Annotated in this window: 22 protein-coding genes; 13 read left to right on the plus strand and 9 right to left on the minus strand. The window is 65.4% G+C overall.

Annotation, left to right across the window (positions count from 1 at the left end; translation table 11 throughout):
* Window positions 1-13: 13 nt before the first annotated feature.
* Window positions 14-1,531 carry an MFS transporter gene (locus tag ACFI9K_RS06510; protein ID WP_462662758.1) on the minus strand — a complete coding sequence of 506 codons (1,518 nt, stop codon included), beginning with the start codon at window positions 1,529-1,531 and terminating at the stop codon, window positions 14-16.
* Between the two features lie 105 nt (window positions 1,532-1,636).
* Here ACFI9K_RS06510 and ACFI9K_RS06515 point away from each other — a divergent pair, with 105 nt between their 5' ends.
* Window positions 1,637-2,308 (plus strand): TetR/AcrR family transcriptional regulator, encoded by a 672-nt coding sequence (locus ACFI9K_RS06515; RefSeq protein WP_462662759.1) that lies wholly within the window; start codon window positions 1,637-1,639, stop codon window positions 2,306-2,308.
* Window positions 2,309-2,482: 174 nt separating this feature from the next.
* Entirely contained in the window at window positions 2,483-3,727 is a 1,245-nt protein-coding gene (locus ACFI9K_RS06520; RefSeq protein WP_462663021.1) for a lipase family protein, read from the plus strand.
* Between the two features lie 24 nt (window positions 3,728-3,751).
* On the opposite strand, the gene ACFI9K_RS06525 is transcribed toward ACFI9K_RS06520, so the two are convergent.
* On the minus strand, window positions 3,752-4,081 hold the full coding sequence (locus ACFI9K_RS06525) for a YnfA family protein (RefSeq protein ID WP_462662760.1): 330 nt from the start codon (window positions 4,079-4,081) through the stop codon (window positions 3,752-3,754).
* A 101-nt stretch (window positions 4,082-4,182) separates the two neighbouring features.
* Between ACFI9K_RS06525 and phoU the strand changes: the two genes are divergently transcribed.
* From phoU to ACFI9K_RS06560, 7 genes are all read left to right on the plus strand, one after another.
* Entirely contained in the window at window positions 4,183-4,836 is a 654-nt protein-coding gene (gene phoU, locus ACFI9K_RS06530; RefSeq protein ID WP_462662761.1) for a phosphate signaling complex protein PhoU, read from the plus strand.
* 37 nt (window positions 4,837-4,873) lie between these two features.
* Window positions 4,874-5,677 carry a transglutaminase-like domain-containing protein gene (locus ACFI9K_RS06535; protein WP_057477193.1) on the plus strand — a complete coding sequence of 268 codons (804 nt, stop codon included), beginning with the start codon at window positions 4,874-4,876 and terminating at the stop codon, window positions 5,675-5,677.
* Window positions 5,678-5,700: 23 nt separating this feature from the next.
* Window positions 5,701-6,933, plus strand: coding sequence for a hypothetical protein (locus ACFI9K_RS06540; protein WP_462662762.1), 1,233 nt, complete (start codon window positions 5,701-5,703; stop codon window positions 6,931-6,933).
* 3 nt (window positions 6,934-6,936) lie between these two features.
* A complete protein-coding gene (locus ACFI9K_RS06545; protein ID WP_462662763.1) occupies window positions 6,937-7,365 on the plus strand; it encodes a hypothetical protein in 429 nt (142 codons plus the stop codon).
* 73 nt (window positions 7,366-7,438) lie between these two features.
* Window positions 7,439-8,014: an HhH-GPD-type base excision DNA repair protein gene (locus tag ACFI9K_RS06550; protein WP_462662764.1), complete on the plus strand. Its 576-nt coding sequence runs from the start codon at window positions 7,439-7,441 to the stop codon at window positions 8,012-8,014.
* 53 nt (window positions 8,015-8,067) lie between these two features.
* The gene (locus ACFI9K_RS06555; protein ID WP_462662765.1) at window positions 8,068-10,458 is read left to right on the plus strand and encodes a helicase-associated domain-containing protein; all 2,391 of its coding nucleotides are present in this window, start codon (window positions 8,068-8,070) and stop codon (window positions 10,456-10,458) included.
* Between the two features lie 44 nt (window positions 10,459-10,502).
* Window positions 10,503-12,839 (plus strand): DNA polymerase III subunit gamma and tau, encoded by a 2,337-nt coding sequence (locus ACFI9K_RS06560; RefSeq protein WP_462662766.1) that lies wholly within the window; start codon window positions 10,503-10,505, stop codon window positions 12,837-12,839.
* 33 nt (window positions 12,840-12,872) lie between these two features.
* Here ACFI9K_RS06560 and ACFI9K_RS06565 read toward each other — a convergent pair whose 3' ends face one another.
* The gene (locus ACFI9K_RS06565) at window positions 12,873-13,100 is read right to left on the minus strand and encodes a hypothetical protein (protein WP_462662767.1); all 228 of its coding nucleotides are present in this window, start codon (window positions 13,098-13,100) and stop codon (window positions 12,873-12,875) included.
* A gap of 233 nt (window positions 13,101-13,333) precedes the next feature.
* Between ACFI9K_RS06565 and ACFI9K_RS06570 the strand changes: the two genes are divergently transcribed.
* Together ACFI9K_RS06570 and ACFI9K_RS06575 are read left to right on the plus strand one after the other, a co-directional pair.
* A complete protein-coding gene (locus ACFI9K_RS06570) occupies window positions 13,334-14,545 on the plus strand; it encodes an acetyl-CoA C-acetyltransferase (RefSeq protein WP_462662768.1) in 1,212 nt (403 codons plus the stop codon).
* A 9-nt stretch (window positions 14,546-14,554) separates the two neighbouring features.
* A complete protein-coding gene (locus ACFI9K_RS06575) occupies window positions 14,555-16,690 on the plus strand; it encodes a 3-hydroxyacyl-CoA dehydrogenase NAD-binding domain-containing protein (protein WP_462662769.1) in 2,136 nt (711 codons plus the stop codon).
* A 59-nt stretch (window positions 16,691-16,749) separates the two neighbouring features.
* Here ACFI9K_RS06575 and ACFI9K_RS06580 read toward each other — a convergent pair whose 3' ends face one another.
* From ACFI9K_RS06580 to mihF, 4 genes are read right to left on the minus strand one after another with little or no spacing between them, the layout of a single operon-like run.
* Window positions 16,750-17,406 (minus strand): GntR family transcriptional regulator, encoded by a 657-nt coding sequence (locus ACFI9K_RS06580; protein WP_462662770.1) that lies wholly within the window; start codon window positions 17,404-17,406, stop codon window positions 16,750-16,752.
* A gap of 13 nt (window positions 17,407-17,419) precedes the next feature.
* On the minus strand, window positions 17,420-18,592 hold the full coding sequence (locus ACFI9K_RS06585) for a cation:proton antiporter (RefSeq protein ID WP_462662771.1): 1,173 nt from the start codon (window positions 18,590-18,592) through the stop codon (window positions 17,420-17,422).
* Window positions 18,593-18,611: 19 nt separating this feature from the next.
* Complete coding sequence (locus ACFI9K_RS06590; protein ID WP_462662772.1) at window positions 18,612-19,094, minus strand: cation:proton antiporter regulatory subunit; 483 nt, start codon at window positions 19,092-19,094, stop codon at window positions 18,612-18,614.
* A 41-nt stretch (window positions 19,095-19,135) separates the two neighbouring features.
* Window positions 19,136-19,450 carry an integration host factor, actinobacterial type gene (gene mihF / locus ACFI9K_RS06595; RefSeq protein ID WP_008712632.1) on the minus strand — a complete coding sequence of 105 codons (315 nt, stop codon included), beginning with the start codon at window positions 19,448-19,450 and terminating at the stop codon, window positions 19,136-19,138.
* Between the two features lie 276 nt (window positions 19,451-19,726).
* Here mihF and ACFI9K_RS06600 point away from each other — a divergent pair, with 276 nt between their 5' ends.
* Window positions 19,727-20,779: an alpha/beta hydrolase gene (locus tag ACFI9K_RS06600; RefSeq protein ID WP_462662773.1), complete on the plus strand. Its 1,053-nt coding sequence runs from the start codon at window positions 19,727-19,729 to the stop codon at window positions 20,777-20,779.
* A 16-nt stretch (window positions 20,780-20,795) separates the two neighbouring features.
* On the opposite strand, the gene ACFI9K_RS06605 is transcribed toward ACFI9K_RS06600, so the two are convergent.
* Both ACFI9K_RS06605 and ACFI9K_RS06610 read right to left on the minus strand, forming a co-directional pair.
* A complete protein-coding gene (locus ACFI9K_RS06605; protein ID WP_462662774.1) occupies window positions 20,796-21,698 on the minus strand; it encodes an oxygenase MpaB family protein in 903 nt (300 codons plus the stop codon).
* Window positions 21,699-21,700: 2 nt separating this feature from the next.
* Window positions 21,701-23,218, minus strand: a complete 1,518-nt coding sequence (locus ACFI9K_RS06610; protein ID WP_462663022.1) for an aldehyde dehydrogenase family protein — start codon at window positions 23,216-23,218, stop codon at window positions 21,701-21,703.
* A gap of 104 nt (window positions 23,219-23,322) precedes the next feature.
* Between ACFI9K_RS06610 and ACFI9K_RS06615 the strand changes: the two genes are divergently transcribed.
* Complete coding sequence (locus ACFI9K_RS06615; protein ID WP_462662775.1) at window positions 23,323-23,949, plus strand: GntR family transcriptional regulator; 627 nt, start codon at window positions 23,323-23,325, stop codon at window positions 23,947-23,949.
* The last annotated feature ends 15 nt before the right edge of the window (window positions 23,950-23,964 follow it).

The raw sequence follows: 23,964 nt of genomic DNA on the forward strand, positions 1-23,964 counted from the left end.
TGCGCGTAGCGCACTAGTGCCCGACGACAACCGCACCTTCGGGAGCGGTGGGCAACGGCCCCTTCTTCAAGAGCGTGGCCGAGAGCACCGCGCCCAGTAGGAAGATGCCCGACGCCCACCAGAAGGTGGTCGTATAACTGGCGATTTCGGCGTTGGCCTGCAGCAGTGCTGCATCGGTTGCCGTTGCCATGTTGGAGCTGACATAGCTGGTGGCGGCGTTGGCTGCCACGGTGCTCAGCAGCGCGGTACCGATCGAGCCACCCACCTGCTGCATCGTGTTCACCGTTGCCGACGCGACGCCGGAGTCGTCCGGGTTCACACCCGAGATCGCGCCCTGCATGGCCGGTGCCATCGTGGCACCGAGGCCGAGACCCATGATGATCAGACCGGGCAGGATGTGCGTGACATAGCTGCTGTCCAGATCGATCTGCGTCAGCAGCCCCATTCCGATGGACGCCACGATCAGGCCGGTCGTCATCAGGATGCGCGGTCCGAATCGGGGGAGGATCAGTGCCGTCGAGAGCGTCGCGGTGAGGATCAGCGACGCGATCATCGGCATGAACGCGAACCCGGTGGTGATCGGGGTGTACTTCAAGGTGCTCTGCAGGTAGTACGTGAGGAACAGGAACACTGCGAACATGCCGGCACCGGTGACGAATACAGCCAGGAAAGATCCGGCCCGAGTGCGGTTCATGACGATGCGCAGCGGCAGCAACGGGTGTTCGACGCGGTTCTGGATGGTCACGAACACCGCGAGCAGTACGACACCTGCAACCAGGAAGCCCAGGGTGACGGGATTGCTCCAGCCGTCGGACTCTGCGTGGGCGAAGCCGTAGACGATCGAGAACAGGGCAGCGGAGACGACGATGGTGCCGGGGATGTCGAGCTTGGGCCGGACGTCGACCTTGTGCTTGGCCAGGAACAGGAAGCCGCCGACGAAGGCGAGCGCAGCGAAGATCAGGTTGACGTACAGGCTCCAGCGCCAGTTGGCCCACTCGGTGAGCATGCCGCCGAGCAGCAGGCCGAGTGCGCCGCCGCCGCCTGCGATGGCACCGAAGATGCCGAATGCCTTGGCGCGCTCTTTGGTGTCGGTGAAGGTGGTCGCCAACAGTGACAGTGCAGCAGGCGCGAGCAACGCACCGAACAGGCCCTGGCCGGCTCGTGCTGCGACGAGCATGCCGAAGTTGACGGCCGCGCCGCCCACTGCGGACATCAGCGCGAAGCCGACGAGGCCGATGAGGAAGGTGTTGCGGCGGCCGAAGAGGTCGCTCAGTCGTCCGCCGAGAAGCAGCAGGCTGCCGAACGCGAGTGCGTAGGCGGTGACCACCCAGGAGCGGTCGGCGTTGTCGAAGCCCAGGTCGAGCTGGGCGGCGGGCAGTGCGATGTTCACGATGGTCGCGTCGAGCACGACCATGAGCTGGGCCAGTCCGAGAGTGGCGAGAATCAACCAGCGATTCCGGTGCGCTCGCTCGTCCGCCGGCGTCGTGGTCGACGTCGCGTCGCCCACGTTCTCCGATGAAAGGGTGGTCATGGTGTCCTCGGTTCGACTATGCGGAGGTGTATCCTCCGGTTGTAGGGCCAAGGTAGCAGCTAAGTGGAGGAATGTCCTCCGCTTATCGGGTGAAACGGACATCGAATGAGTGTGAGAGCCGACACAACGGCCGCGAAGCCCCTCCGGGCGGACGCCGAGCGCAACCGCCGTCGCATCGTGGATGCAGCGCGCGAGCTGTTCGCATCCCGCGGTATCGACATCACCCTCGACGACGTCGCCGCGCATGCCAAGGTGGGCATCGGCACCGTGTATCGCCGCTTCTCGTGCAAGGAAGAACTGATCGACGGCGTCTTCGAGCAGCGTCTCGAGGGCATGCTCGACAGTGCCGAACGCGCTCTCGACTCCGACGATCCGTGGGACGGGTTGGTGGGATTTCTGTCCGATGTGTGCGAGGAGATGGCGTCCGATCGCGGCCTGGGCGACGTGGTCCTCGGATCGGACGAAGGCTGCCGCGGCATCGCAGAGGTACGTCGACGGATCGATCCGTTCTTCGCGAAGATCGTCGATCGAGCCCTCGAATCCGGTCAGCTGCGTCCCGATGTTGCCGTCACCGATTTCTATCCTGTGCTGGGGATGATCGGCTCGACCGTCGAATTCTCCAGTCATGTCGATCCGGCGAACTGGCGTAGGTACTTCACGATGGTGCTCGACGGCCTACGTGGTGATTCGGTACCCCGGTCGGAGCTTCCCGGCCGTCCGTTCACCGACGACGAAGTCGACACCGCCAAGGCGGCCATGCACGGTCGCCGCCGCTGACTGGTGAATCTTCCAACTCGACTCTGTACGTTGTGTGCGTCGTCACGTAAGGTGCGTCACGGTAAGTGCTACGCGGGGTAGCGCACACCTGGCAGCAGGTGTTCAGAAGTTGGGGGTTCGATTTTGCGTTCGACGCGTGTCTTCGGTTCGGCCGTAGCAGTGATGGCAGTGTTCATGGGGGTGACTGCACCGGCCGTGTCGGCAGCACCGTCGACGGGTTCCACCGTCGAATCGGATTTCTACCTACCGCCGAGTCCGCTACCCGCCGGTTCGCCGGGTGACGTGATCCGTTCGGAGCCTTCGCATCTCGCTCTGTCGGTACCCGGTATCGGTGGCCCGCTCCCGGGTGCCGCTACGCGAATCATGTACCGCAGCAACGACTCCAACGACGAAGCCAATGCCGTCACCGGTACCTACATCGATCCGGCCGCCGACTGGACGGGCCCGGGACCGCGTCCGCTCGTGGTGCTCGCGCCGGGCACGCAGGGACAGGGCGATCAGTGCGCGCCGTCCAAGATGCTCAACAACGTGATCACCTACACCCCGCCACTCGGGTTCATGGTCGAGTACGAGGTTCTCGCTGCGTATTCTCTGCTGTCGCAGGGGTACGGCGTCGTCATCACCGACTACGAGGGTCTTGGCACTCCCGGTGCCCATACCTATGTCAACCGAGCGTCGGAAGCTCACGCTGTGCTCGACGCGGCCCGCGCGGCCCAGCAGCTGCAGGGCACGAAGATTTCCGCGGATGGACCGGTAGCCGCGTACGGCTACTCCCAGGGTGGCGGCGCGGCCGCTGCCGCAGCGGAACTCGCGGGCGAGTACGCACCCGAGATGAACCTCGTGGGCACCTACGCAGGCGCACCCCCAGCGGATCTGAAGGCCACTCTCGAGCAGGTCGATGGCACCATCCTCACGGGCGTCATCGGCTACACCCTCAACGGTCTGCTCAATTCCGACCCCGAGCTACAGCCGATCATCGACGAGAACATCAACGACGCGGGTCGTGCGATGCTGAATCTGGTCGCGAATCAGTGTGTCGGAGAGACCATTCTGAACGTCGGACTGCACCGCACCAACGAGTACACCAAGACCGGTGAGCCGCTGTCGGTGGTACTCGACCGACTGCCGAAGGCTCAGGAGATTCTGGCCAAGAACAAGATCGGTGAGCGCACGCCGAACGCTCCGGTGCTGATCCAGTCCGGTACGTCCGACGACATCGTGCCTCACGGGCAGGCCGTCGGCCTGGCCGGTGACTGGTGCGGCGACGGCGCGACCGTGCAGTTGAGTTCAGCGCAGGTTCCGGCAATCGTGCCAGGATCCGGCGCAGGACACCTGATTCCGGACATCCTGGGTCTCGGCGAGGCGCAGAGCTGGATCAAGGACCGGTTCTACGGAGTGCCTGCACCGTCGAACTGCTGATCGGTTCGGTACGGCCCGTGTAATTCAGCGCGGGCCGTACATGATCACCGCGACACCGATCAAGGCAATCGAGGCGCCGGTGATGTCCCAGCGATCGGGCCGAAAGCCGTCGACCACCATCGCCCAGAGCAATGATCCTGCAACGAACACCCCGCCGTATGCGGCGAGGATGCGGCCGAAGTTCGCGTCGTGTTGCAGGGTAGCGACGAATCCGTAGGCACCGAGGGCGATCACGCCGGCTCCGGCCCACACCCATCCTCGGTGCTCGCGCACTCCCTGCCACACCAACCATGCTCCGCCGATCTCGAACAGGGCGGCGATGCCGAACAGCGCGATCGACTTCAACACAGTCATGGCGTTCAGAGTCCCACAGCCGCGGCGAAGGTGTAGAAACATGTGTTCGGGGGTAAGGCCCACAGGCGCGCTGGGGTCGAACGGTAGGGGTTGAGTAATTTATGCGGGACAGTTACGCCGAGGCGCTGGATTCGTTGGCGTCGAGTCTGTCCGAAATTTCGCGCATTGCAGAGAAGGCCATGGCGGATGCCACTCGCTCTTTGCTGACAGCGGACATCGTTCTTGCCGAACAGACCATCGAGTACCGCGAAGAGATCGACATGCTCGCCATCGAGTGGGAGCACGCAGCCTTCGGCTTCCTCGCGCTTCAGGCACCGGTCGCACACGACCTACGTCGCGTCGTGTCGGGAATCAACATCGTCGCCGACCTGCAGCGCATGGGTGGACTGGCCGTTCACATCGCCGAGTTGGCGCGTCGACGACATCCAGCTCACGTTCTGCCGCCCGAGGTCGAGGACGTGTTCGCGGAGATGGGCCGCGTGGCCGTCGCCCAGGCCGCGGTGACCCAGCGCGTGCTCGAGACCCGGGACGCAGAGCTCGCCGCGAGCCTGCGCATCCAGGACGCGGAGATGGACGAGCTGCATCGAAGCCTGTTCCAGCTGACCTCCGCACCCGACTGGCCGCACGGGGTGCCCGCAGCGGTGGACATCACGCTGCTCGGCCGGTTCTACGAGCGCTATGCCGATCACACGGTCGAGGTCGCCAAGCGGGTCATATTCCTCGTGACGGGTGAACGTCTCACCGACGAGTCATGATCTGCGGGAACGGCTCGGAGATGGCAGGATCGGCACGATGAAACGTGACGTCTCCGCGTACCTCGATGTCGACGTGACCGAGGCCAGCACCCTCGAGTTCCAGATCGCGATCGCGCCGCATCCGGGTACCGAAGTGTGGGAAGCACTCTCGTTCACCCTCGATGGTCAACCGGTCGAAGCGCAGGAGATCAGCGGCGCGCACGGCACCCGCATCCACAAGCTGTACGCCGGGGTCGGCAAGCTCGAGGCGTCGTACTCGGCGACGATCTACGGCAACACCGAGCCGGCACCGGTGTCCGATTACGATCTGTCGCTGTACCTGCGACCCAGCCGCTACGCCGAAGCAGACAAGTTCTTCGGCTTCGCGGCAACGGAATTCGGCTCCTACCCACCGTCGGAGAAGTTGCTGGCCGAGGTGTCCTCGTGGGTCGGTGCGCGGCTGAGCTACGTGCCCGGCAGCAGCGACCCCATCGACGGCGCTGTCGACACCCTCCTCGCCGGTGCCGGAGTGTGCCGGGATTACACCCACCTCGTGGTCGCCCTGCTGCGCGCAGTCAATGTTCCGGCTCGGCTGGTCGCGGTGTACGCGCCGGGCTGCGATCCCATGGACTTCCACGCGGTCGCCGAAGCATTCGTCGAAGGACAATGGCGAGTGGTGGACGCGACATGCCTCGCACCGCGATCCACCCTGGTGCGTATCGCCACCGGGCGCGACGCGGCAGACACGGCATTCCTCGACAACCACGGCGGATCGATCATCCTCAACAGCGCCGTCGTCGGAGCCGTCGTCGACGGGCCCCTGCCCTTCGACGACATCACTCAGCTGGTGTCGATTACCTGAGCGAATCCCACTAGGCTGCGGCCGTGCGATTGTCTCTGCGGCGTGGTGGCGTGTGGGCCGATGGGGTGGTCGCCGGCGTTGTCGTAGCCGTCGGTGTTGTTACCGCAGGTCTTACTCACCAGCCGATGGGGCAGTCGGAATCTGCATATCTCAGTGAGCCCGTCGAGTACCCCGTCGACATTCCTGGGTGTGAATCCGTGGAGCCGCCGGAGGAAGAGCAGTTCTACGAAGTGCTGACCGCGAGCGGTGAGGGGTACGACAATCCCGACTACCCCTGGTTGACGTCTACGAAGGCGAACGCGATGTCGATCGCGTTGCGCGAGGCCCTTCCCGAGCAGATCGAAGTAGTCGCCGATCCGTCGTTCCGGTTCGGCCATGATCCGCTGATTTTTCAACCGGTAGGAATCGCGGACGCCGAATACGACCCCGGCACCACCGCGGATGGGATGGTCTCGCGCGATGGCGTCGAAGGTTCGCTGACGGTCAACGTCACCCGCATCGACGACGGTCCCAAGCCGTGTCAGGCAGGCTGGCTCGACGCCCGTGACACTCTCCCCGATGGAACCGTCGTCGACACGAGGGACACCTGGGACGAGTTCGACGGCGATCGCTCCCACTCCAACATCGTGCGCGTGTACGCGCGCGACGGTTCCGTCGTTCTAGCGGCGTCATCGGACAGGAACGCCGACTACGAGTCCACCGGTTCGGTGCCTCTGTCGATCGAGGAGTTGCGCACGATTGCGCTGCGGCCGGAGCTGCTCTCGACCACACCTGTTCCGGACGGGACACTTCCGGTTCCGATGCCGTGCGATACGAGATCCGAGGGTGCAGGGCAATTCTCGTCCGAGGCCGTGGATCGCCTCAACGCTGCACTGGACGAGTTCTGGCGAGCGGCCGCGGCCCCAGCAGAACTCGACAGACCGCTCGGCTCGATGCGAACCTCCCCGTCGGGACCGGCCGGAGCGTGCGGAGCTGTGATGGCCGACGACGGTACCCTGACGATCAGGGTGATCGACGCAGACTACGAGCCCTCCGAGAACCCCTGGGATGCACAGACTTTGCCGGACGGATCGCAATTTCGTGTCGACAACCCCGGCGTGACCGTAACGACCTCCGACGGAGACCCGATCGACAGCGTCACGCTGGTAAAACCGTCGGGCACCCGGGTGGACGTGCAGATCGCTTCTGCTGCAACCATTGTGGACGATGCCTTTTTGCAGGCAATCGCGTTGGCTGTAGCCGGTTCGGTCGACTGAAGCATGATTTACATTGCCGTATTAATGTTCATGGTGGTGGTATCGATATCGGCTGTTCGTTCACGTGACGGCCTGTCCAAGGCCGCCGTCGCGCTGGTGTGGCTTCCCCTCGGCGTTGCCTTCCTGACCTTGTGGGTTTTCAGTAATCGGTGGCGATCTGGTTGTCGCGAAGCCTTTCCCGAGCATTTCGGTTACCGTCCACCGGATTACGAGGTGGCACCCTTCCCCGTCGAGGACCGGCAGACGTGGTGGCCGCTCGGTCGAGAATGCGTCGGCCGCGACTCCGATACCGGAACAGTTGTTGTCGAGCACACTGGCTGGGTAACAACGATGATCGTGTACCCAACCGTGACCTGTGCGGTGGTGGCATTGGCCGTCGTCGTAGGGAGAACGGCGCTTCTCGGACTCCGCGACTTTCGTGCGCGGTCGTGAGCTCGGCGCATAACACGACGCCTCCCGGGGGAATTGTTATCCGGCGTGGACGGTGCATGGCAGGATCGAGGTCATGTCTCGCACACTGCACCTCGTCGGCGATCCGGAGGCCGATGCACTGCTCGCCGAGGATCCGTTCGCCCTGTTGATCGGCATGCTGCTCGATCAGCAGGTGCCGATGGAATCCGCCTTCGCCGGGCCGAAGAAGCTCGTCGACCGTCTCGGTGATCTGAAAGTGGACACCGTCGCCGATGCAGATCCGGACGAGTTCGCGGCCTTGTGCTCACAGACTCCCGCGGTGCACCGGTTCCCGGGGTCGATGGCCAAGCGCATTCAGGGGTTGGCGGCATTTCTGGTCGAGAACTACGACGGAAAGCCGCAGGAGATCTGGACCCGTGAGAACCCCGACGGTGCCGAGGTGCTGAAGCGTCTCAAAGCGCTTCCCGGATACGGCGATCAGAAGGCGCGCATCTTCCTGGCGTTGCTCGGTAAGCAGATGGGCGTGACGCCCGACGGGTGGCGCGAGGCCGCCGGAGCATACGGCGACGAGGATGCGCGTCGATCCATCGCCGACGTCGTGGACGAAAAATCCCTGCTCGAGGTACGCGAGTTCAAGAAGGCAGCGAAAGCGGCAGCCAAGAAGAAGTAACTCTGTCGGCACCCGTCGGTACGTTGTGGCAGAACATTCACCGGGGGGATGAGATGACGGAAGAGATCCAGACGTACGAGGGGTGGCTGGCCACGCTCGACGAGGACGAGCTGACCGGGCTGCTGCGCCGTCGACCGGACGTGGTCACCGACCCGCCGCCGCGATTGTTCGGCTTGCTCGCACAGTTGCTCGCCTCGCCGAGGCGGGTGGCGGCGCTGCCTCGAAAGCTGGATCGTGGTGCGCTCGATCTGCTCGAATTGTTCGCCCTGATGGGCGATCTCAGTAGAGCCGAGGTCGGTCACTGGGCCTGCGAGGGCACCGTGAACCGCACGCCGCACATCGACGCCGCGCTGGCCGAGCTGACGTCCTATGGGCTCATTCGACCGCACACTGCTGCGGGCTCCGACACGGTCGAATACCTGCCCGTCGATCTGTCGGGGGTGTTCTCGCATCCGTTCGGTCTGGCGCTGCGGCAGCGAAAGTTGTTCCTGCGCTGCGCCGTCGAGCAGGACAGGTCGTCGCTACTGGCCCGTCTCGGTATCGACCCCACCCTCGACAGGGCGGCACGTGCGGACGCCGTCGCGGCCGCGATGACCCCGGAACGTATTCGTGAGTTGTTCGACGACGGCCCTGCCGACATGCGAGAGATGCTCTCGCGCTTCGTCGATGGCAATCCGGTATCGCTCGTTTTCGATGTACCGGAGTCCGCGGGCACTGCCGCTTTCGAGCGGGGATTGCTGTATCGACTCGATGGACATCGGGTGGAGATGCCGTTGGAGGTGAGCATCGCGCTGCGAGGGGAGGGTTGGCGCTTGCCCATCGAGCTCGGTCCGCCGAGCTTTCCGACGCGTGCGCTGTCCCGTGACGGCGTGCGGCGCACCCGTTCCATTGCCCTGCTGCAGTTCTGCGAGCACATGCAGGCGTTGCTGACGGCCGTCGACATCGACGGCCTCACCATGATGAAGACCGGCGGAATCAGCGCCAAAGAGCTTCGTTCGCTGACGACGAGGCTGGGTTTTGCCGACGAGCACGACACCGCGCTGATGCTGATGCTGGCGCGTGAGGCCGGGTTACTCGCCGAGCGAGGGAAGACCGGTATGGCATTGACCTCGACGTACGAAACATGGTCGGCAAGCACGCGAGCCGAGCAGGCGGCGGCGTTGGTGGCCGCCTGGTGGTGTTCACCGTTCACGCCCACCCATCGAGTGCCGCGAAGCTCCCAGAAGACCGTGCCGGTGCTCAAGAAGATGCTCGACGATCCCGCGGCTGCGGACCTCCGCGCGACGGCGCTGACGGCACTACTGCGGGACGGTGATCGGGGCGAACGGCCGGTGCTGCCCGGTCCGGACGAGTTCGTCCGCTACCTCGACTGGCACATTCCGGTCGTCTCGACGAGTGCCGGGCCGGGTCATGCGGGGTCGCTCTGGACCGAGGCCACTCGACTCGGGGTGTTGGCCGACGGCGTACCGACCGATCTGTGCAGCGTGCTCGCGGATTTCCCCGTCGGTCGAGACGGCGATCGGAGCCGGATCGCCTCGGCGCTGACCGAGCAGCTACGGGATATGGCCGACCTGGTGCCGTTCTCGGTGCGATTGCTTCCAGACTCGACGGCGGTGGTGACCGGACCCCCGAGCACCGAGGTGGCATCGATACTCGGGGCGTCCGCGCAGCCCGAGTCGAGGGAGGTGGCGTCGGTCTGGCGGTTCACTCCTGCGACGATCCGTGGCTTCTTCGACACCGGTGGTACCGGCGACGAGCTGATCGAGGCTTTGATCGGGATGGCCGGGGGCGACGTTCCCCAGGCGCTGGCGTACACGATTCGAGACTGTTGGCGTACTTACGGTGCGCTCGCCGTACGCAAGATTCCCTGCGCCATCGTCTCCGACGACCTCGTACTGCTCACGACCATCGCAGAAGACGAGGCGTTGGCGGTGCTCGAGTTCCATCGGCTCGCCCCCACGGTCCTGATCAGCTCCGCGACACCGATCGACACGATCGCAGTGCTCCGCAGGCACGGGTACTCGCCGGTGCGACACTCCGACACCGGGCAGCTCGAACTCGAGAGCGCACCCCGGGCGCGCGCGGTATCCGATCGGACAACGTCGCCGGCCGCCCACCGCGCACGCCAGCGACGCGATCCACGCGAGCTGGCCCGGCTGTTGCGCACCGGCGACGCGGCCGGAGTCGACCGGGCGCGAGTGCGAGCGTCGCTGCAACAGCACAGTCGACTGATGCCGGGGGAGCTCGACGTCCTCACCGACGCCGCAGCTCGAGGCACGTCCGTCTCGATCGACTACCAGAACTCCAAGGGGGCCATAGTGCGGCACGCGATCTCGGATGCGCTGCAGGACGGCAACTGGCTCTTCGCACTCTCGGATTCCACCGGTACCAGGGAGAGCTTCGCGATCATGAACATCAGAGCGGTCTCCACCGGCTCACGGTGACGCGCGATGCAAGTGTGTCCGTGGTCGCCGGTACCCTTTCGGGCGTGGCCCTCTACCGGAAGTACCGTCCAGCGACGTTCGCCGAAGTCGTCGGCCAGGAGCACGTCACCGAGCCGATCAGCGTGGCGCTCGATTCCAACAGGATCAACCACGCCTACCTCTTCTCCGGCCCTCGTGGCTGCGGAAAGACGTCCTCGGCGCGCATCCTCGCCCGCTCGCTGAACTGCGCCGAAGGGCCGACCTCCACTCCCTGTGGAGTGTGCAACTCCTGCGTGGCACTGGCTCCCGGGGGCCCCGGCAACTTCGACGTCGTGGAGATGGACGCGGCCAGCCACGGCGGCGTCGACGACGCCCGAGATCTGCGCGACAAAGCCGTCTACGCCCCGGCCGAATCGCGCTACGTCATCTTCATCATCGACGAGGCGCACATGGTGACCCCGGCGGGCTTCAACGCGCTGCTCAAGGTCGTCGAGGAGCCACCGGAGCATCTGGTCTTCATCTTCGCGACCACCGAGCCCGAGAAGGTGCTCCCCACCATCCGCTCGCGTACCCACCACTACCCCTTCCGGCTGCTCGCGCCGTCGACGATGCGCGTACTGCTGGAAAAGATCTGCGGCCAGGAGCAGGTCCCGGTCGAAGATGCGGTCTACCCGCTGGTCATCCGCGCGGGCGGCGGTTCGCCCCGTGACTCGCTCAGCGTCATGGATCAGCTGCTGGCCGGGGCCGGGCCCGAGGGCGTCACGTACCCGCGGGCGCTGTCGCTGCTCGGCGTCACCGACGTCGCACTCATCGACGAGGCCGTGGACGCATTGGCCGCGGGCGATGGCGGCGCACTGTTCGGCACCGTCGACAAGGTGATGGACGCCGGCCACGACCCACGCCGCTTCGCCGTCGACCTCCTCGATCGGCTGCGGGATCTGATCCTGATGAAGGCCGTGCCCGACGCCGGAGAGCGCGGTCTGGTCGACGTGCCAGGCGACGTACTCGAGCGGCTGCGCGACGAGGCGGATCTGCTCGGTTCGGCAACGCTGACCCGCTATGCCGAAATCGTGCACTCGGGCCTGGGTGAGATGCGTGGGGCAACCGCGCCGCGCCTGCTGCTCGAGGTGATGTGCGCCCGGATGCTGCTGCCCTCGGCGTCGGACGCGGAATCTGCTGTACTGCAACGACTCGAGCGGGTGGAGCGCCGACTCGACGTCACCCTCCCGGCGGGAGAGCAGGCAGCCGTCGCGCAAGCCGCCGCAGATCCGACGCGACCGCAGCTGCAGGCCCACGACGAGCCTGCGCCCTCCGGTCCGGCCCCGGTGAACAAATTCCAACGTCCCTCGCAGCGGCCACCCGCCGCTGAATCCGTACCGGCACCTACACCTGCGCCATTGAGCGCGGCACCCGCACCTGCGGCTCCCGTATCGCGTGAACCTGCTGTGACGCCCGAGCCAGTGGCAGCCCCCGAACCCACTCCGCCGCCGCAGCCCACGGTGTCTGCACCGGCTGCGCCGCCTACGCCGTCCGAACCGACTCCGACGCCCGAGCCGCTAGCCCCCGAGCCGCCTCCCACCCCCGAGCCGGCAGCGACGACACAGACACCGACGACGGAACCCGCACCCGAGCCGATTGCGGTCGCGTCGGATCATGTTGCAGTGCAGCCGGATTCGAGCCCGACGTCGCACGAGGATTTTCCGCCGGAGCCCGAGGACGACTACGGCCCCGAACCGGAGCCCGTCTTCGCGTCGGAACCGGAACCGGTGGCAACTCCCGCTGCCGCGTCGAACGAGCCCGACGCAGCGGCGGTGCGCGCGGTGTGGTCCGAGGTTCGCACCAAGGTGCGAGACCGGAGCAGGACCGTCGAGGTGATGCTGTCCGGAGCGTCGGTGCGCACCGTGGAGAACGGCACCATCACCCTCGGCCACGACTCGGCCCCATTGGCCAAGCGACTGGAAGAGCCGCGCAACGCCGATGTCATTCGCGACGCCCTGCGTGATGTGTTCGGCGTCGAATGGTCGGTGGTCTGTCTGGTCGGTGCGGCGGCACCCCCGGAACAGTCATCAGCAAAAAAAGATGAACCGGCAGCGAAACCCGCGTCGCTGCCGAAGTTCTCGAGGCCGAGCCAGGCAGGGGCTCCCCGTCCCACGTCGGACGGCTTCGGATCAGCGGGCGACGGATCGGCCGGCGACACCGATATACCGATGCCCGAGGCACCGGACTATCCCGACGAGCCGGAGCCGGTAGGACCACCGCCGCCGGAGACGCCGGAAGACGAAGAAGAGCTGCTCAAGGCTGCAGCCGAGCCGGCGGATCCGACGGTTCGCCGCGATCCGGAAACGGTGGCGATGGAGCTGTTGGTCAGCGAACTGGGAGCGGTACCGCTCAAGGAGAACTGAGAGCGGTTCCGCTCGGGGAGAACTGAGAGCGCGTCAGAGAACGGTGAGGTCGTCGGTGTCGGCGAATACCAGTCGTCCGCTGTCCAGGGCAACTGCCCAGCGCTTGGCGACGGCCCATTCCCTCGACGTGGTCTCGGGTGGCTGCACGCCGAAGTCCTCGACGATCGCGCCGGTATGGACCGCGTTCGTGCCCGAGTTCTCGTCGCTGCGAGTGCGCACCTCGACGCGAGCGCCCACAGTCAAGTCGTTGTCGGTTTTCATAGTGGGTCTTCTTTCGCCCTCGGTAGATCTGACAAGCCGTAATTTCCCGTGACGGGGTAGTTCAAACCCGAACCTTCGGACGAGTCATGCGAAACGCTCGTTTCGGTCCTTACGTCGGGTCTGCGTGCCGACCTACTGTGGCATGAGCTGAGGTCTGCCATGGCCTCGCACCGATGCGGTCGGCCGCGACGGCGACCGCGAGAAGATCGAGTATCTGGAAGGAACTGCGCGCTGTGACTACAGAGGCATTCATTTACGAGGCCATCAGGACTCCCCGAGGCAAGGGCAAGAACGGCTCCCTGCACTCGGTGAAGCCGATTTCCCTGGTGACCGGCCTGATCGACGAGCTTCGTCGACGTTTCCCGGACATGGACGAGAACCGGATCTCCGACCTCATTCTCGGAGTCGTCTCACCCGTCGGAGATCAGGGTGCCGACATCGCTCGTACGGCCGTGCTGGCTGCGAAAATGCCCGACACCGTCGGCGGCTTTCAGCTGAACCGCTTCTGCGCGTCCGGCCTCGAAGCGGTCAACCTGGCAGCGCAGAAGGTGCGCTCGGGCTGGGACGAACTGGTCGTTGCCGGCGGCGTCGAGTCGATGTCGCGCGTGCCGATGGGCAGCGACGGCGGCGCGTGGGCGATGGACCCCGTCACCAACTACGACACCTACTTCGCCCCGCAGGGCATCGGTGCCGATCTCATCGCGACGATCGAGGGATTCACCCGCGAGGACGTCGACGCCTACGCCGTCCAGTCCCAGGAACGTGCCGCGGCAGCGTGGTCCGGTGGCTACTTCACCAAGTCCGTTGTTCCGGTGACGGACCAGAACGGTCTGCTGATCCTCGATCACGACGAGCACATGCGTCCGGGTAGCACCGTCGAATCGCTCGGCAAGCTGAACCCGGCGTTCACCGGCATCGCGGCCATGGGCGGGTTCGACGACGTCGCGCTGCAGAAGTACCACTGGATCGAGAAGATCGAGCACGTCCACACCGGCGGCAACAGCTCCGGCATCGTCGACGGCGCAGCCCTCGTCCTCGTCGGCAGCGAGCAGGCCGGTAAGGACCTGAACATGGTCCCTCGCGCCCGCATCGTCGCGACGGCCACCAGCGGTGCCGACACGACCATCATGCTCACCGGACCGACTCCGGCGTCGAAGAAGGTTCTCGCCACAGCCGGCCTGACCGTCGACGACATCGATCTGTTCGAGCTCAACGAGGCGTTCGCCTCCGTCGTGCTGCGCTTCCAGAAGGATCTGAAGATCCCGAACGAGAAGCTCAACGTCAACGGCGGCGCCATCGCCATGGGCCACCCGCTCGGTGCCACCGGAGCCATGATCACCGGAACCGTGCTCGACGAGCTCGAGCGCCGCGGCGGCCGGTACGCCCTGATCACCCTGTGCATCGGCGGCGGCATGGGCGTCGCCACCATCATCGAGCGAGTCTGAGGTAGAACGATGTCTGACAACATGATTCAGTGGGACCAGGACGCCGACGGCATCGTCGTCCTGACGATGGACGACCCCAACCAGGGTGCCAACACGATGAACCAGCTGTACAAGGACTCGATGGGCGCGACGGTCGACCGCCTCGAGGCCGAGAAGGACAGCATCACCGGTGTCGTCATCACGTCTGCGAAGAAGACCTTCTTCGCCGGCGGTGACCTCAACAGCCTGATCTCCGCGCAGCCCGAGGACGCCCAGCGTGTGTTCGACGAGGTGCAGGAAGTCAAGGCTCAGCTGCGTCGCCTCGAGAAGCTCGGCAAGCCGGTCGTGTCCGCCATCAACGGTGCCGCTCTCGGCGGTGGCCTCGAGATCGCGCTCGCGACGCATCACCGCATCGCGGCGAACGTCTCGGGCGTGCAGATCGGTCTGCCCGAGGTATCGCTCGGCCTGCTGCCCGGCGGCGGCGGAGTCACCCGCATCACGCGGCTGCTCGGCATCCAGACCGGCTTCATGACCGTCCTCGCGCAGGGCACTAGGTTCCGTCCGGAGAAGGCTCTGGAAATCGGTCTGGTGCACGAGTTGGTCGGCAGCATCGACGAATTGGTGCCCACCGCGAAGGCGTGGATCAAGGCCAACCCCGAGGGTGGCGTCGCACCGTGGGACGTCAAGGGCTACAAGATTCCCGGCGGCACGCCGTCGAATCCGAAGCTCGCGCAGATCCTGCCTGCCTTCCCGTCCAACCTGCGCAAGCAGATCAAGGGCGCTCCGATGCCGGCCCCGCGCGCAATTCTGGCCGCGGCGGTCGAGGGTGCGCAGGTCGATTTCGACAATGCGTCCACCATCGAGTCGCGGTACTTCACCGAGCTGGTCACCGGGCCGGTGTCCAAGAACATGATTCAGGCGTTCTTCTTCGACCTGCAGGCGATCAACGCCGGTAAGTCCCGTCCCGACGGCATCGAGAAGACCACCTTCACCAAGGTCGCAGTGCTCGGCGCAGGCATGATGGGCGCGGGCATCGCGTACGTGTGTGCCAAGGCCGGAATCGATGTGGTGCTCAAGGACGTTGCCCTCGAGTCGGCGCAGAAGGGCAAGGCGTACTCCGAGGCCATCGAGGCCAAGGCACTCTCGCGTGGCAAGACCACCCAGGAGAAGTCCGACGCTCTGCTCGCACGCATCCACCCGACGGCCGATGCCAAGGACGTCGAAGGTGCCGACCTCGTCATCGAGGCCGTCTTCGAGTCGGAAGAGTTGAAGCAGAAGGTCTTCCAGGAGATCGAGGATCTCGTCGATCCGGCGGCGCTGCTCGGTTCCAACACCTCGACGCTGCCCATCACGAGCCTCGCTCAGGGCATCAAGCGTCAGGAAGACTTCATCGGCATCCACTTCTTCTCGCCCGTCGACAAGATGCCGCTGGTGGAGATCATTCGCGGCGAGAAGACGTCGGATGCGGCCTTGGCCAAGGCATTCGACCTGGTGCAGATCATCAAGAAAACCCCGATCGTCGTCAACGACAGTCGCGGCTTCTTCACCTCTCGTGTGATCGGCACGTTCATCAACGAGGCCATCGCGATGTTGGGCGAGGGCGTCGAGCCGTCGACCATCGAGCAGGCCGGTCTGCAGGCCGGCTACCCCGCTGCGCCACTGCAGCTTTCGGACGAGCTCACGCTCAACCTGATGCAGAAGATCCGCAAGGAGACCTACGACGCCATCAAGGCTGCCGGCGGAACTCCGCCCGAGGATCCGGCCGGCGAGGTCATCGACAAGATGGTCGACGAGTTCGAGCGTCCGTCGAAGGCCAAGGGTGCGGGCTTCTACGAGTACGAGGACGGCAAGCGCACCGGGCTGTGGCCCGGACTGCTTGACGCGTTCAAGTCGGGTTCGGCGGACATCCCGTTCGAGGACCTCAAGGAGCGCATGCTGTTCATCGAGGCCATCGAGACACAGAAGTGCTTCGACGAGGGTGTCCTGAACACCACCGCCGACGCCAACATCGGCTCGATCTTCGGCATCGGCTTCCCGGCGTGGACGGGCGGCGTGCACCAGTACGTCGTCGGCTACCCGGGTGGTCAGGCCGGATTCGTCGCTCGTGCAGACGAATTGGCCAAGAAGTACGGCGAGCGTTTCCAGGTTCCGGCCTCGCTGCGCTGACCCCATGTGAGTGGAAACGCGTAGCAGGCTACGAGTTTCCACTCACATGCGCGTAGCGCTCAACCGCGGTGCGCGATCAACCTCTCGGCGCCGTCTGTGAATTGTTGCTTCATCAATTCGCAGGCGGCGTCGATGTCGTTTCGAGTCAGCGCTTCGATGAGGTCCTCGTGATTGCGCACTGCTGCTCGTCCCCACTCGCGATCGCTCGCGTAGAGCCGGGTGGGGGTGTAGCGGGTGGCATTGTTGAGAAACCATGCCAGTTTCGCGGATTCGGCGAGGCGGTTCAGCACTCGGTGGAACTCGAATTCGTACGTCTCGACGTCGTCGGCTCGGGCGTTCTCGACAGCGACCGACAGAGCAGCGGTGAGCTCGGTGAGTCGGTCGAGTTCGACCTCGGTGATCTTCGGGGCTGCGCGGCGCACCAGTTCCACTGCAATCCGGCCCTGCAACCAGAAGATGTCGACGATGTCGTTCGGCGTCAGCGGAGAGACCACATAGCCGCGGTGCGGGACGAGCTCGACCATGCCCTCGCCGCGCAGCGTCAGCAGTGCCTCGCGCACGGGGGTGACGCTCACCCCGAGTTCGGCGGCGGTCTCGTCCAGCCGGATGAAGTCTCCCGGTCTCACTTCGCCGGACATCACTCGGTGCCGGACGTGGCTGGCGACCTCCTCGGACAGCTGGGGCCGTCGCCTCAGAGCCGTCCGTTTCTCCGCCATGTCGAAAAGCCAATCACACCGCGGGCTTGGTACGCAGCACGACCTTGGCGACGGGTTCGACGACGCGGGCGGCTATCGGTCCCAGGATCGCCATCAGCAGTACGTACGCCGTCGCCAGAGCCGCCAGCTCGCCTTCCACCGCGCCTGCGGCCACGGCGAGCCCGGCGATGACGATCGAGAATTCTCCGCGCGCCACCAGCGCAGCACCCGCGCGTAATCGTCCCGGCCGGCCGATTCCCTGCCGTCCTGCCGCCCACCAGCCGGTCGCGATCTTGGTGGCCGCGGTGGTGACGGCGAGCACGACGGCCCAGCCGAGCACGGGCGGGATGCTCGACGGGTCGGTGCCCAGGCCGAACACGACGAAGAACATCGCGGCGAACAGGTCACGGAGTGGTTCGAGAACACGGGTCGCGTTGTCGGCCGTCGACCCGGAGATCGCAATGCCGAGCAGGAACGCGCCGACTGCCGCCGACACCTGCAGTTCCGACGCGATGCCGGCGACCAGCAGAGCCGATCCGAGGACTTTGAGCAGGACGATCTCGCGGTCGGGGCTGTCGACGATCGCCGAGACGAACCGGCCGTAGCGCAGCGCGACGACCAAGACGAACGTGATGACGAACAGGGAGATGCCGAGGGCCTCGAGTCCGCCGAGGAAGCTGACTCCGCTCAGGACGGCGGTGAGGATCGGCAGATAGATGGCCATCGCGAGGTCCTCGAAGACCAGGATCGACAACACGACCGGGGTCTCGCGGTTGCCCAGGCGGCCCAGATCGGTGAGGACTTTGGCGATGATGCCGGACGACGAGATGTAGGTGACGCCGCCCATCACGAGGGCACCGACTCCGCCCCAGCCGAGCAGCAGCGCGACGACGGCTCCGGGCGCGAAGTTGAGGACGATGTCGACCAGACCGGCCATCCACGATCGACGCAGGCCGGTGACCAGCTCGGTGGCGGTGTATTCGAGGCCGAGCAGGAGCAGGAGCAGGATGACGCCGATTTCGCTGGCGATCTCGCTGAACTCGTCGATGCCGCCGAGGTTGACGATGCCGCCGTTCCCGAAGGCGAGTCCACCGAGCAGATAGAACGGGATGGGGGAGACGCCGATGCGTCCGGCGAGACGAGCGAGTAATCCGAGAACGAAGAACACCGCGCCCAGCTCGGTGAGGGCCAGTGCGCTCTCGGCCACTGCTCAGCCCCGACTGATCTCAGGCATTGCCGAGCAACTTGGCTGCTGCGTCGAGTCCGTCCGCGGTGCCGACGGCGACCAGCAGGTCTCCAGCGGCCAGCGTGAAATCGGGAGTGGGTGACGGTTGTACCTGGCCGGCGCGCATGACAGCGACGACGGATACTCCGGTCTTGGTGCGCATGGTGGTGTCGCCGAGTGTTCGGCTGACAAACCGTGAATTGGCGCGAATGGGGAGTTGACGAGTGTTGATGCCGGGGAGGTCGCGATGCTCTTCCCCGAGCTGAGCGATGAGTTGCGGCGACCCGAGCAGATTGCCCAGAGCCGCCGCTTCCTCATTGCTCAGCGTGATCGATGCCTGCATCGCATCGGGGTCGTCCTTGCGCGAGACGATCAACTCGTTCGCGCCGTCCTTGCGGGTGATGACGCCTATGCGTCGCCCGGAAGCGAGGGCGAAGTCCTTCCGCACCCCGATCCCGGGCAGCAGGGTCACTTCGACGTTCATGGTCGAAATGCTAGCCCTGCAGGTAGCGCGTTATCGCAGGATCAGGATGCGACGGCAGCGAGCAGCGCTTCGCGCTGGTTCGCGCCGAGGCCGCCGATGCGGCGGGTGTCTGCGATGGACAGCTGCTCGAGCAGCTGAGCGGCGCGCACGGATCCAACGCCCGGCAGGGCCTTGATCAGGGCGGACACCTTGGTCTTCTTGACGATCTCGTCGTTCTCCGCCTTGGCGAGAACGTCAGCGACGCTGAGTTCGCCGGACTTGACGGATGCGAGCAGCTTGGACCGCGCAGTGCGTGCCTCGGCCGCCTTGGCCAGCGCCGCGGTGCGCTGTTCCGGTGTCAATACTGGTAAAGCCATGGCCTGTTCTCCTCGATTGTGGTGACCCGTCGCTCGTTGACAGGTCTCGACCCTCTTGCATCGTGCCTGGTGGCTCTTCCAATCTAACCGAACAACACGGATGTCATTCACGGTCGAACCACCGAACCTTCCAAGCCAGGCTACGTCCTGGCCGATTCGCGGTGTGCCCCGACCAGCACTTCGGCCGATCCGGACCCGTCCACCGCGACCGCTCGACACTACGGATCGGAGTCGTCGAACGCACTATCGGGGCGGTCGGATTGTTACCCTGGCGGCATGCTGCGTACCAGGGGACTGCTGGCCGGACTGGCCGCGTCGATACTGCTTCTCGTCGGCGCGGGTACCGCGCCCGCTGCTCCGATCAATGTGCCGTGGTCGCCGGACGACGCGCTCGACTCCGACGTGACCTTCGAGTCCGGGGGCATCACCTTCTACGGCAGCCTTCGCATGCCGGCCGGCGAAACACGCGGCGTCGCTTTGGTGCTGCCGGGCAGTGGGCCGACCGATCGCAACGGCAACTCGGGCGATCTGCACCTGAACACGACTGCGTACGTTGCCGACGAGCTGTCCAGGCGCGGTATTGCAAGCCTGCGATTCGACAAGGTCGGTAGCGGCCGCACCGGGACTGCCGGAGTGGATCCGAACAACCCGCCCGGCTTCGACGCGCAGGTCCGCAATGCCGCCGACGCGCTCGCATTCCTGCAGCAGCAGACGGGTGTCGGGGCGGATCGCACGACGGTGATCGGGCACAGTGAGGGCGCACTGACGGCGCTGCGCCTGGCCGATGCAGACAGTGCGGCGTTCACCCATGTCGGTCTGCTCGAGCCGTTGTCGATTCGCTACCTCGACCTGCTGACCGCACAGGTCGATCGCAACATCGACCAGGCTGTGGCGGTCGGTCAGTTCACCGAGGAGCAGGCCGCGACGTCGCGGGATCGCTTCGCCCAGGCCGTCGCCGACATTCGCGCGGGACGGCCCTTGTCCGCCGAGCCCGACCCGATCGTCGACGGTCTGGGACTGCGGCAGAACGCCACGTTCCTGCGCGAAGCCGATGCCACGGACCCGTCGAATCTGGCTGCCGCACTCCCGGACTCGTACTCCTCGTTCGTGACCTGCTCGGACAAGGACCTCAACGTCTCCTGCGGGCAGGTCGAGAACGTGCGAACGGCCCTGGGGCACACGGACCTCGACTACGCACACTTCGCCAACAGCTCACACATGTTGGGCGAGCTCGGCCCTCTACCTGCTGATCCGAACACCGCGCTGGCACCGTTGCCGCTGTCGTGGGAGTTCCGCGATGCGTTCGGCCGGTGGGTAGACGGACTCTGATCTGCCGAGTGCGCAGCTACGTGGTCGTCACCGGACAACCGCGAACGCGCGGTGCTGCGAGGGTGCCCAGTTCGCTCGGCGCATAGCCGACGGGGTAACCGGGGTAGGTCTTGTTGGCCGCGTCGGAGGTGGTCCGCGACCGTGTCCGCTTGGGGAAGAACCGCTCGACGCGAGCCCTGGCTCGTAGGGCTCCGACGGCGATCCGTTCGATCGTCGTCGAACCCGCCGGGAAGCCGAATGCATGGGCCATCCGGTCGTCGAGCAATGCGAATACACCCTGCTTCACGGCGGGGGTCAGCGCAGCGGGGAACCAGGAACAGTAGAGATCGAGGGTGTACGTGCCGATGCGTCGATTGTCTTCGTCGAAGCGGAACGTGCGCTCCTCGTAGTCGAGCTTGAACTGCGCGAACTCGGTGTACGACTCGGGGATGTGTTTGATGCCCATTCGCTTTCCCACTTCGTTGTAGAAGTGGAACGCGGCGAGGCGCTCCTTGGGATGCAGCCGACGCCACCCGTAGGTGTCGATCCACTCGATGGGCTCGTAGATGAACGTCGTCAGCACGTAGAGCATGTCGTCGTTCGAGATGTCGTACTGCGCGTGCATCCGATTGACCGTACGAAGCGATTCGCGGCCCCGCTCAGACTCGTAGCCGTGCTCGACGATCTCGGCCATCAGCAATGCGGTGTCGTCGTAGCGTTTCTGGGGGCGTTTCTCGAACTCGCCGGTCGCGGCGAGCAACCCGGAGATCGTCGGCACGCAGTAGGTGCGGAACAGTGCGAATTCGAGGGCACGCTGGTAATCCCACGGGAACTCGTACCCGGCGGTGATGCGGTGAATCGCATGGCAATCCCGCACCGGATCGAGTTCCTCGATTCGGGCCAGCCAGCCGAAGCGCCCCTTCTTCGGCGTGAGGTCCATGGTCAGCCCCGTCCGTGCCGAAGCCTCAGTGCCAGAACGGAGAGCTTCATGTTTCGGGCCTTGCGTTTCATCGTCAACAGATTCACCGGAGCTGCGAAGCTCTGCACCGTCATCGACTTGACGGTGCTGAACTCACGAAGACCGTCGGCACCGTGAATCCGGCCGAAACCCGAATCGCCGGTGCCACCGAACGGCAACGCCGGCACCCCGGCGAAGCCGAGCACCGAATTGACCGTCACCACACCGCAGTCGAGCTTCTCTGCAGCCCGTCGACCCACTGTGCCGTCCTTGGTGAAGACCGACGCGCCGAGTCCGTACTTGGAGGCATTGGCTCGCTCGATGGCCTCGTCCAGATCTCGCACCTTGTTGACGACGACCGTCGGACCGAAGGTCTCGTCGGTGATGGCCGTGGAATCCTCGGGAACGTCGGTCAGCACCACCGGGTCGATGTACGGCCCGTGCAGCGAATCGAGCCCGCCGACAACGGCTTTGCCGCCCTTGGCCAACGCGTCCTCGATCTGGCCGCGCACGATCTCGCTCTGCTTGCCCAGAGTCATCGGTCCGTAGGACGATGTCTTCGTTCCGCCGGGCTTCAACGCCTTGACCGCGGCGGTGAATTCGCCGACGAATCGGTCGTACACGGGAGCTGCGACGTAAATGCGTTCGACACCCGCGCACGTCTGACCGGCATTGCCCATCGCACCGAACGTTGCGAACTCCACTGCCGCAGTGATGTCGGCGTCCGAGTCGACGAGCATGGCATCCTTGCCGCCGCACTCGGCGACCAACGGCGTCAACGACGTCGCGCACGTGGCCATCACTTTCTTGGCGGTGGCGGTGGAGCCGGTGAACGCGATCTTGTCGACGCCGGATTGGACCAGGGCCGTGCCGGTGGACCCGTCGCCGGTCACGGTCTGGAAGACGGGATGCGGAACGGCCAGCGAGGCCCACTTCTCGGCCAGCCAGACTCCGACGCCCGGGGTGAGTTCGCTGGGCTTGAACACCACGGTGTTGCCGGCGGCAAGTGCGTACGCGATCGAACCCATCGGGGTGTAGAGCGGGTAGTTCCACGGTCCGATGACCCCGACGACGCCGAACGGGCGGTAACCCACGTAGGCCTTCTGGTTGACGGCCAGCAGGCCCGATCCGACCTTGCGCTGCCGCAGAGTCTTCTCGGCATTGCGCGCGGCCCAATCGAGATGTTCGACGCCCAACATCACTTCGAGCAGCGAGTCCTCGTCGGGCTTACCCGTTTCGGCGGCGATGACCGTAGCCAGGCTCTGGGCGTCGCGGGCAATGGCGGATTTGAATTCCAGCAGCCACCGCTTGCGGCCGGCGAAACCCTGGGCGTCCCACCACCGCGCGGCCGATCGAGCGCGTGTGACGGCTGCGGCCACCTCGGTTGCGTCCGCGACCGGATAGGTGGCCAGGGTGATACCCGTTCGGGGGTCGAGGCTGTCGAAGGTGGCGTCGGTCGTTCGTTCGATCTGGTCCGTCACGGGTTCAATCCTCCAGCAGATCGCATCACATATATTTGATGTGATTCAATGTTGTCCAGGCCACACTATGCGTCACCGTCGGTTGCTACAACCCCGCCGCCCGGCCGCGCAGGAGCAGGATTGTCATGAGTATCGCCATTCCGCGTCGGCCACAGTTGTCCGAGGACGTCGCCGGGAGCATTCGTCAGCAGATCGTCACGGGAACTCTGAAACCCGGCACGTTCGTACGGATCGAGGAAGCGGCGGTGGAACTCGGTGTCAGCGCCACGCCGGTTCGGGAAGCACTCGTCGCATTGCGCGGTGAGGGACTGGTGGAGCAGGTGCCGCACCGTGGCTACCGCGTGAACGAGTTGTCGCCGCAGGACGTGGACGACATCTTTTGGTTACAGGGCACCATCGCCGGCACGCTTGCCGGGCGCGCGGCGACGGCCATCACGGGCGAACACCTGGACCGGTTGACTGCACTCAACGACGGCCTGCGCGACGCCGTCTCCCGAGCGGACACCGAATCGGTGGAGTACTACGAGTTCGAGTTCCACAAGTGCGTCAACAAGGTCGCTGGGGGAACCAAACTGGCGTGGTTCCTGCTCGGCGCGATCAAGTACATCCCGCGGCTGTACGCGACCGACCGGGCATGGGGCGAGGACGCAGTGCGCAGTCACGAACAGCTGATCGACGCCTTCGAGCGACGCGACTCGACGGCCGCCACCGCTGTGATGCGCCGCCAGTTCCGGAAGTGGGACATTCGGTAGAACGGCCCACTTCCG

It is taken from the genome of Rhodococcus sp. PSi06 (assembly GCF_054960675.1).

Coding starts and splice junctions, on each gene's coding strand:
- ACFI9K_RS06510 (WP_462662758.1), bottom strand. CDS start 1,531: ATGACCACCCTTTCATCGGAGAACGTGGGCGACGCGACGTCGACCACG.
- ACFI9K_RS06515 (WP_462662759.1), top strand. CDS start 1,637: ATGAGTGTGAGAGCCGACACAACGGCCGCGAAGCCCCTCCGGGCGGAC.
- ACFI9K_RS06520 (WP_462663021.1), top strand. CDS start 2,483: ATGGGGGTGACTGCACCGGCCGTGTCGGCAGCACCGTCGACGGGTTCC.
- ACFI9K_RS06525 (WP_462662760.1), bottom strand. CDS start 4,081: ATGACTGTGTTGAAGTCGATCGCGCTGTTCGGCATCGCCGCCCTGTTC.
- phoU (WP_462662761.1), top strand. CDS start 4,183: ATGCGGGACAGTTACGCCGAGGCGCTGGATTCGTTGGCGTCGAGTCTG.
- ACFI9K_RS06535 (WP_057477193.1), top strand. CDS start 4,874: ATGAAACGTGACGTCTCCGCGTACCTCGATGTCGACGTGACCGAGGCC.
- ACFI9K_RS06545 (WP_462662763.1), top strand. CDS start 6,937: ATGATTTACATTGCCGTATTAATGTTCATGGTGGTGGTATCGATATCG.
- ACFI9K_RS06550 (WP_462662764.1), top strand. CDS start 7,439: ATGTCTCGCACACTGCACCTCGTCGGCGATCCGGAGGCCGATGCACTG.
- ACFI9K_RS06555 (WP_462662765.1), top strand. CDS start 8,068: ATGACGGAAGAGATCCAGACGTACGAGGGGTGGCTGGCCACGCTCGAC.
- ACFI9K_RS06565 (WP_462662767.1), bottom strand. CDS start 13,100: ATGAAAACCGACAACGACTTGACTGTGGGCGCTCGCGTCGAGGTGCGC.
- ACFI9K_RS06575 (WP_462662769.1), top strand. CDS start 14,555: ATGTCTGACAACATGATTCAGTGGGACCAGGACGCCGACGGCATCGTC.
- ACFI9K_RS06580 (WP_462662770.1), bottom strand. CDS start 17,406: ATGGCGGAGAAACGGACGGCTCTGAGGCGACGGCCCCAGCTGTCCGAG.
- ACFI9K_RS06590 (WP_462662772.1), bottom strand. CDS start 19,094: ATGAACGTCGAAGTGACCCTGCTGCCCGGGATCGGGGTGCGGAAGGAC.
- mihF (WP_008712632.1), bottom strand. CDS start 19,450: ATGGCTTTACCAGTATTGACACCGGAACAGCGCACCGCGGCGCTGGCC.
- ACFI9K_RS06600 (WP_462662773.1), top strand. CDS start 19,727: ATGCTGCGTACCAGGGGACTGCTGGCCGGACTGGCCGCGTCGATACTG.
- ACFI9K_RS06605 (WP_462662774.1), bottom strand. CDS start 21,698: ATGGACCTCACGCCGAAGAAGGGGCGCTTCGGCTGGCTGGCCCGAATC.
- ACFI9K_RS06615 (WP_462662775.1), top strand. CDS start 23,323: ATGAGTATCGCCATTCCGCGTCGGCCACAGTTGTCCGAGGACGTCGCC.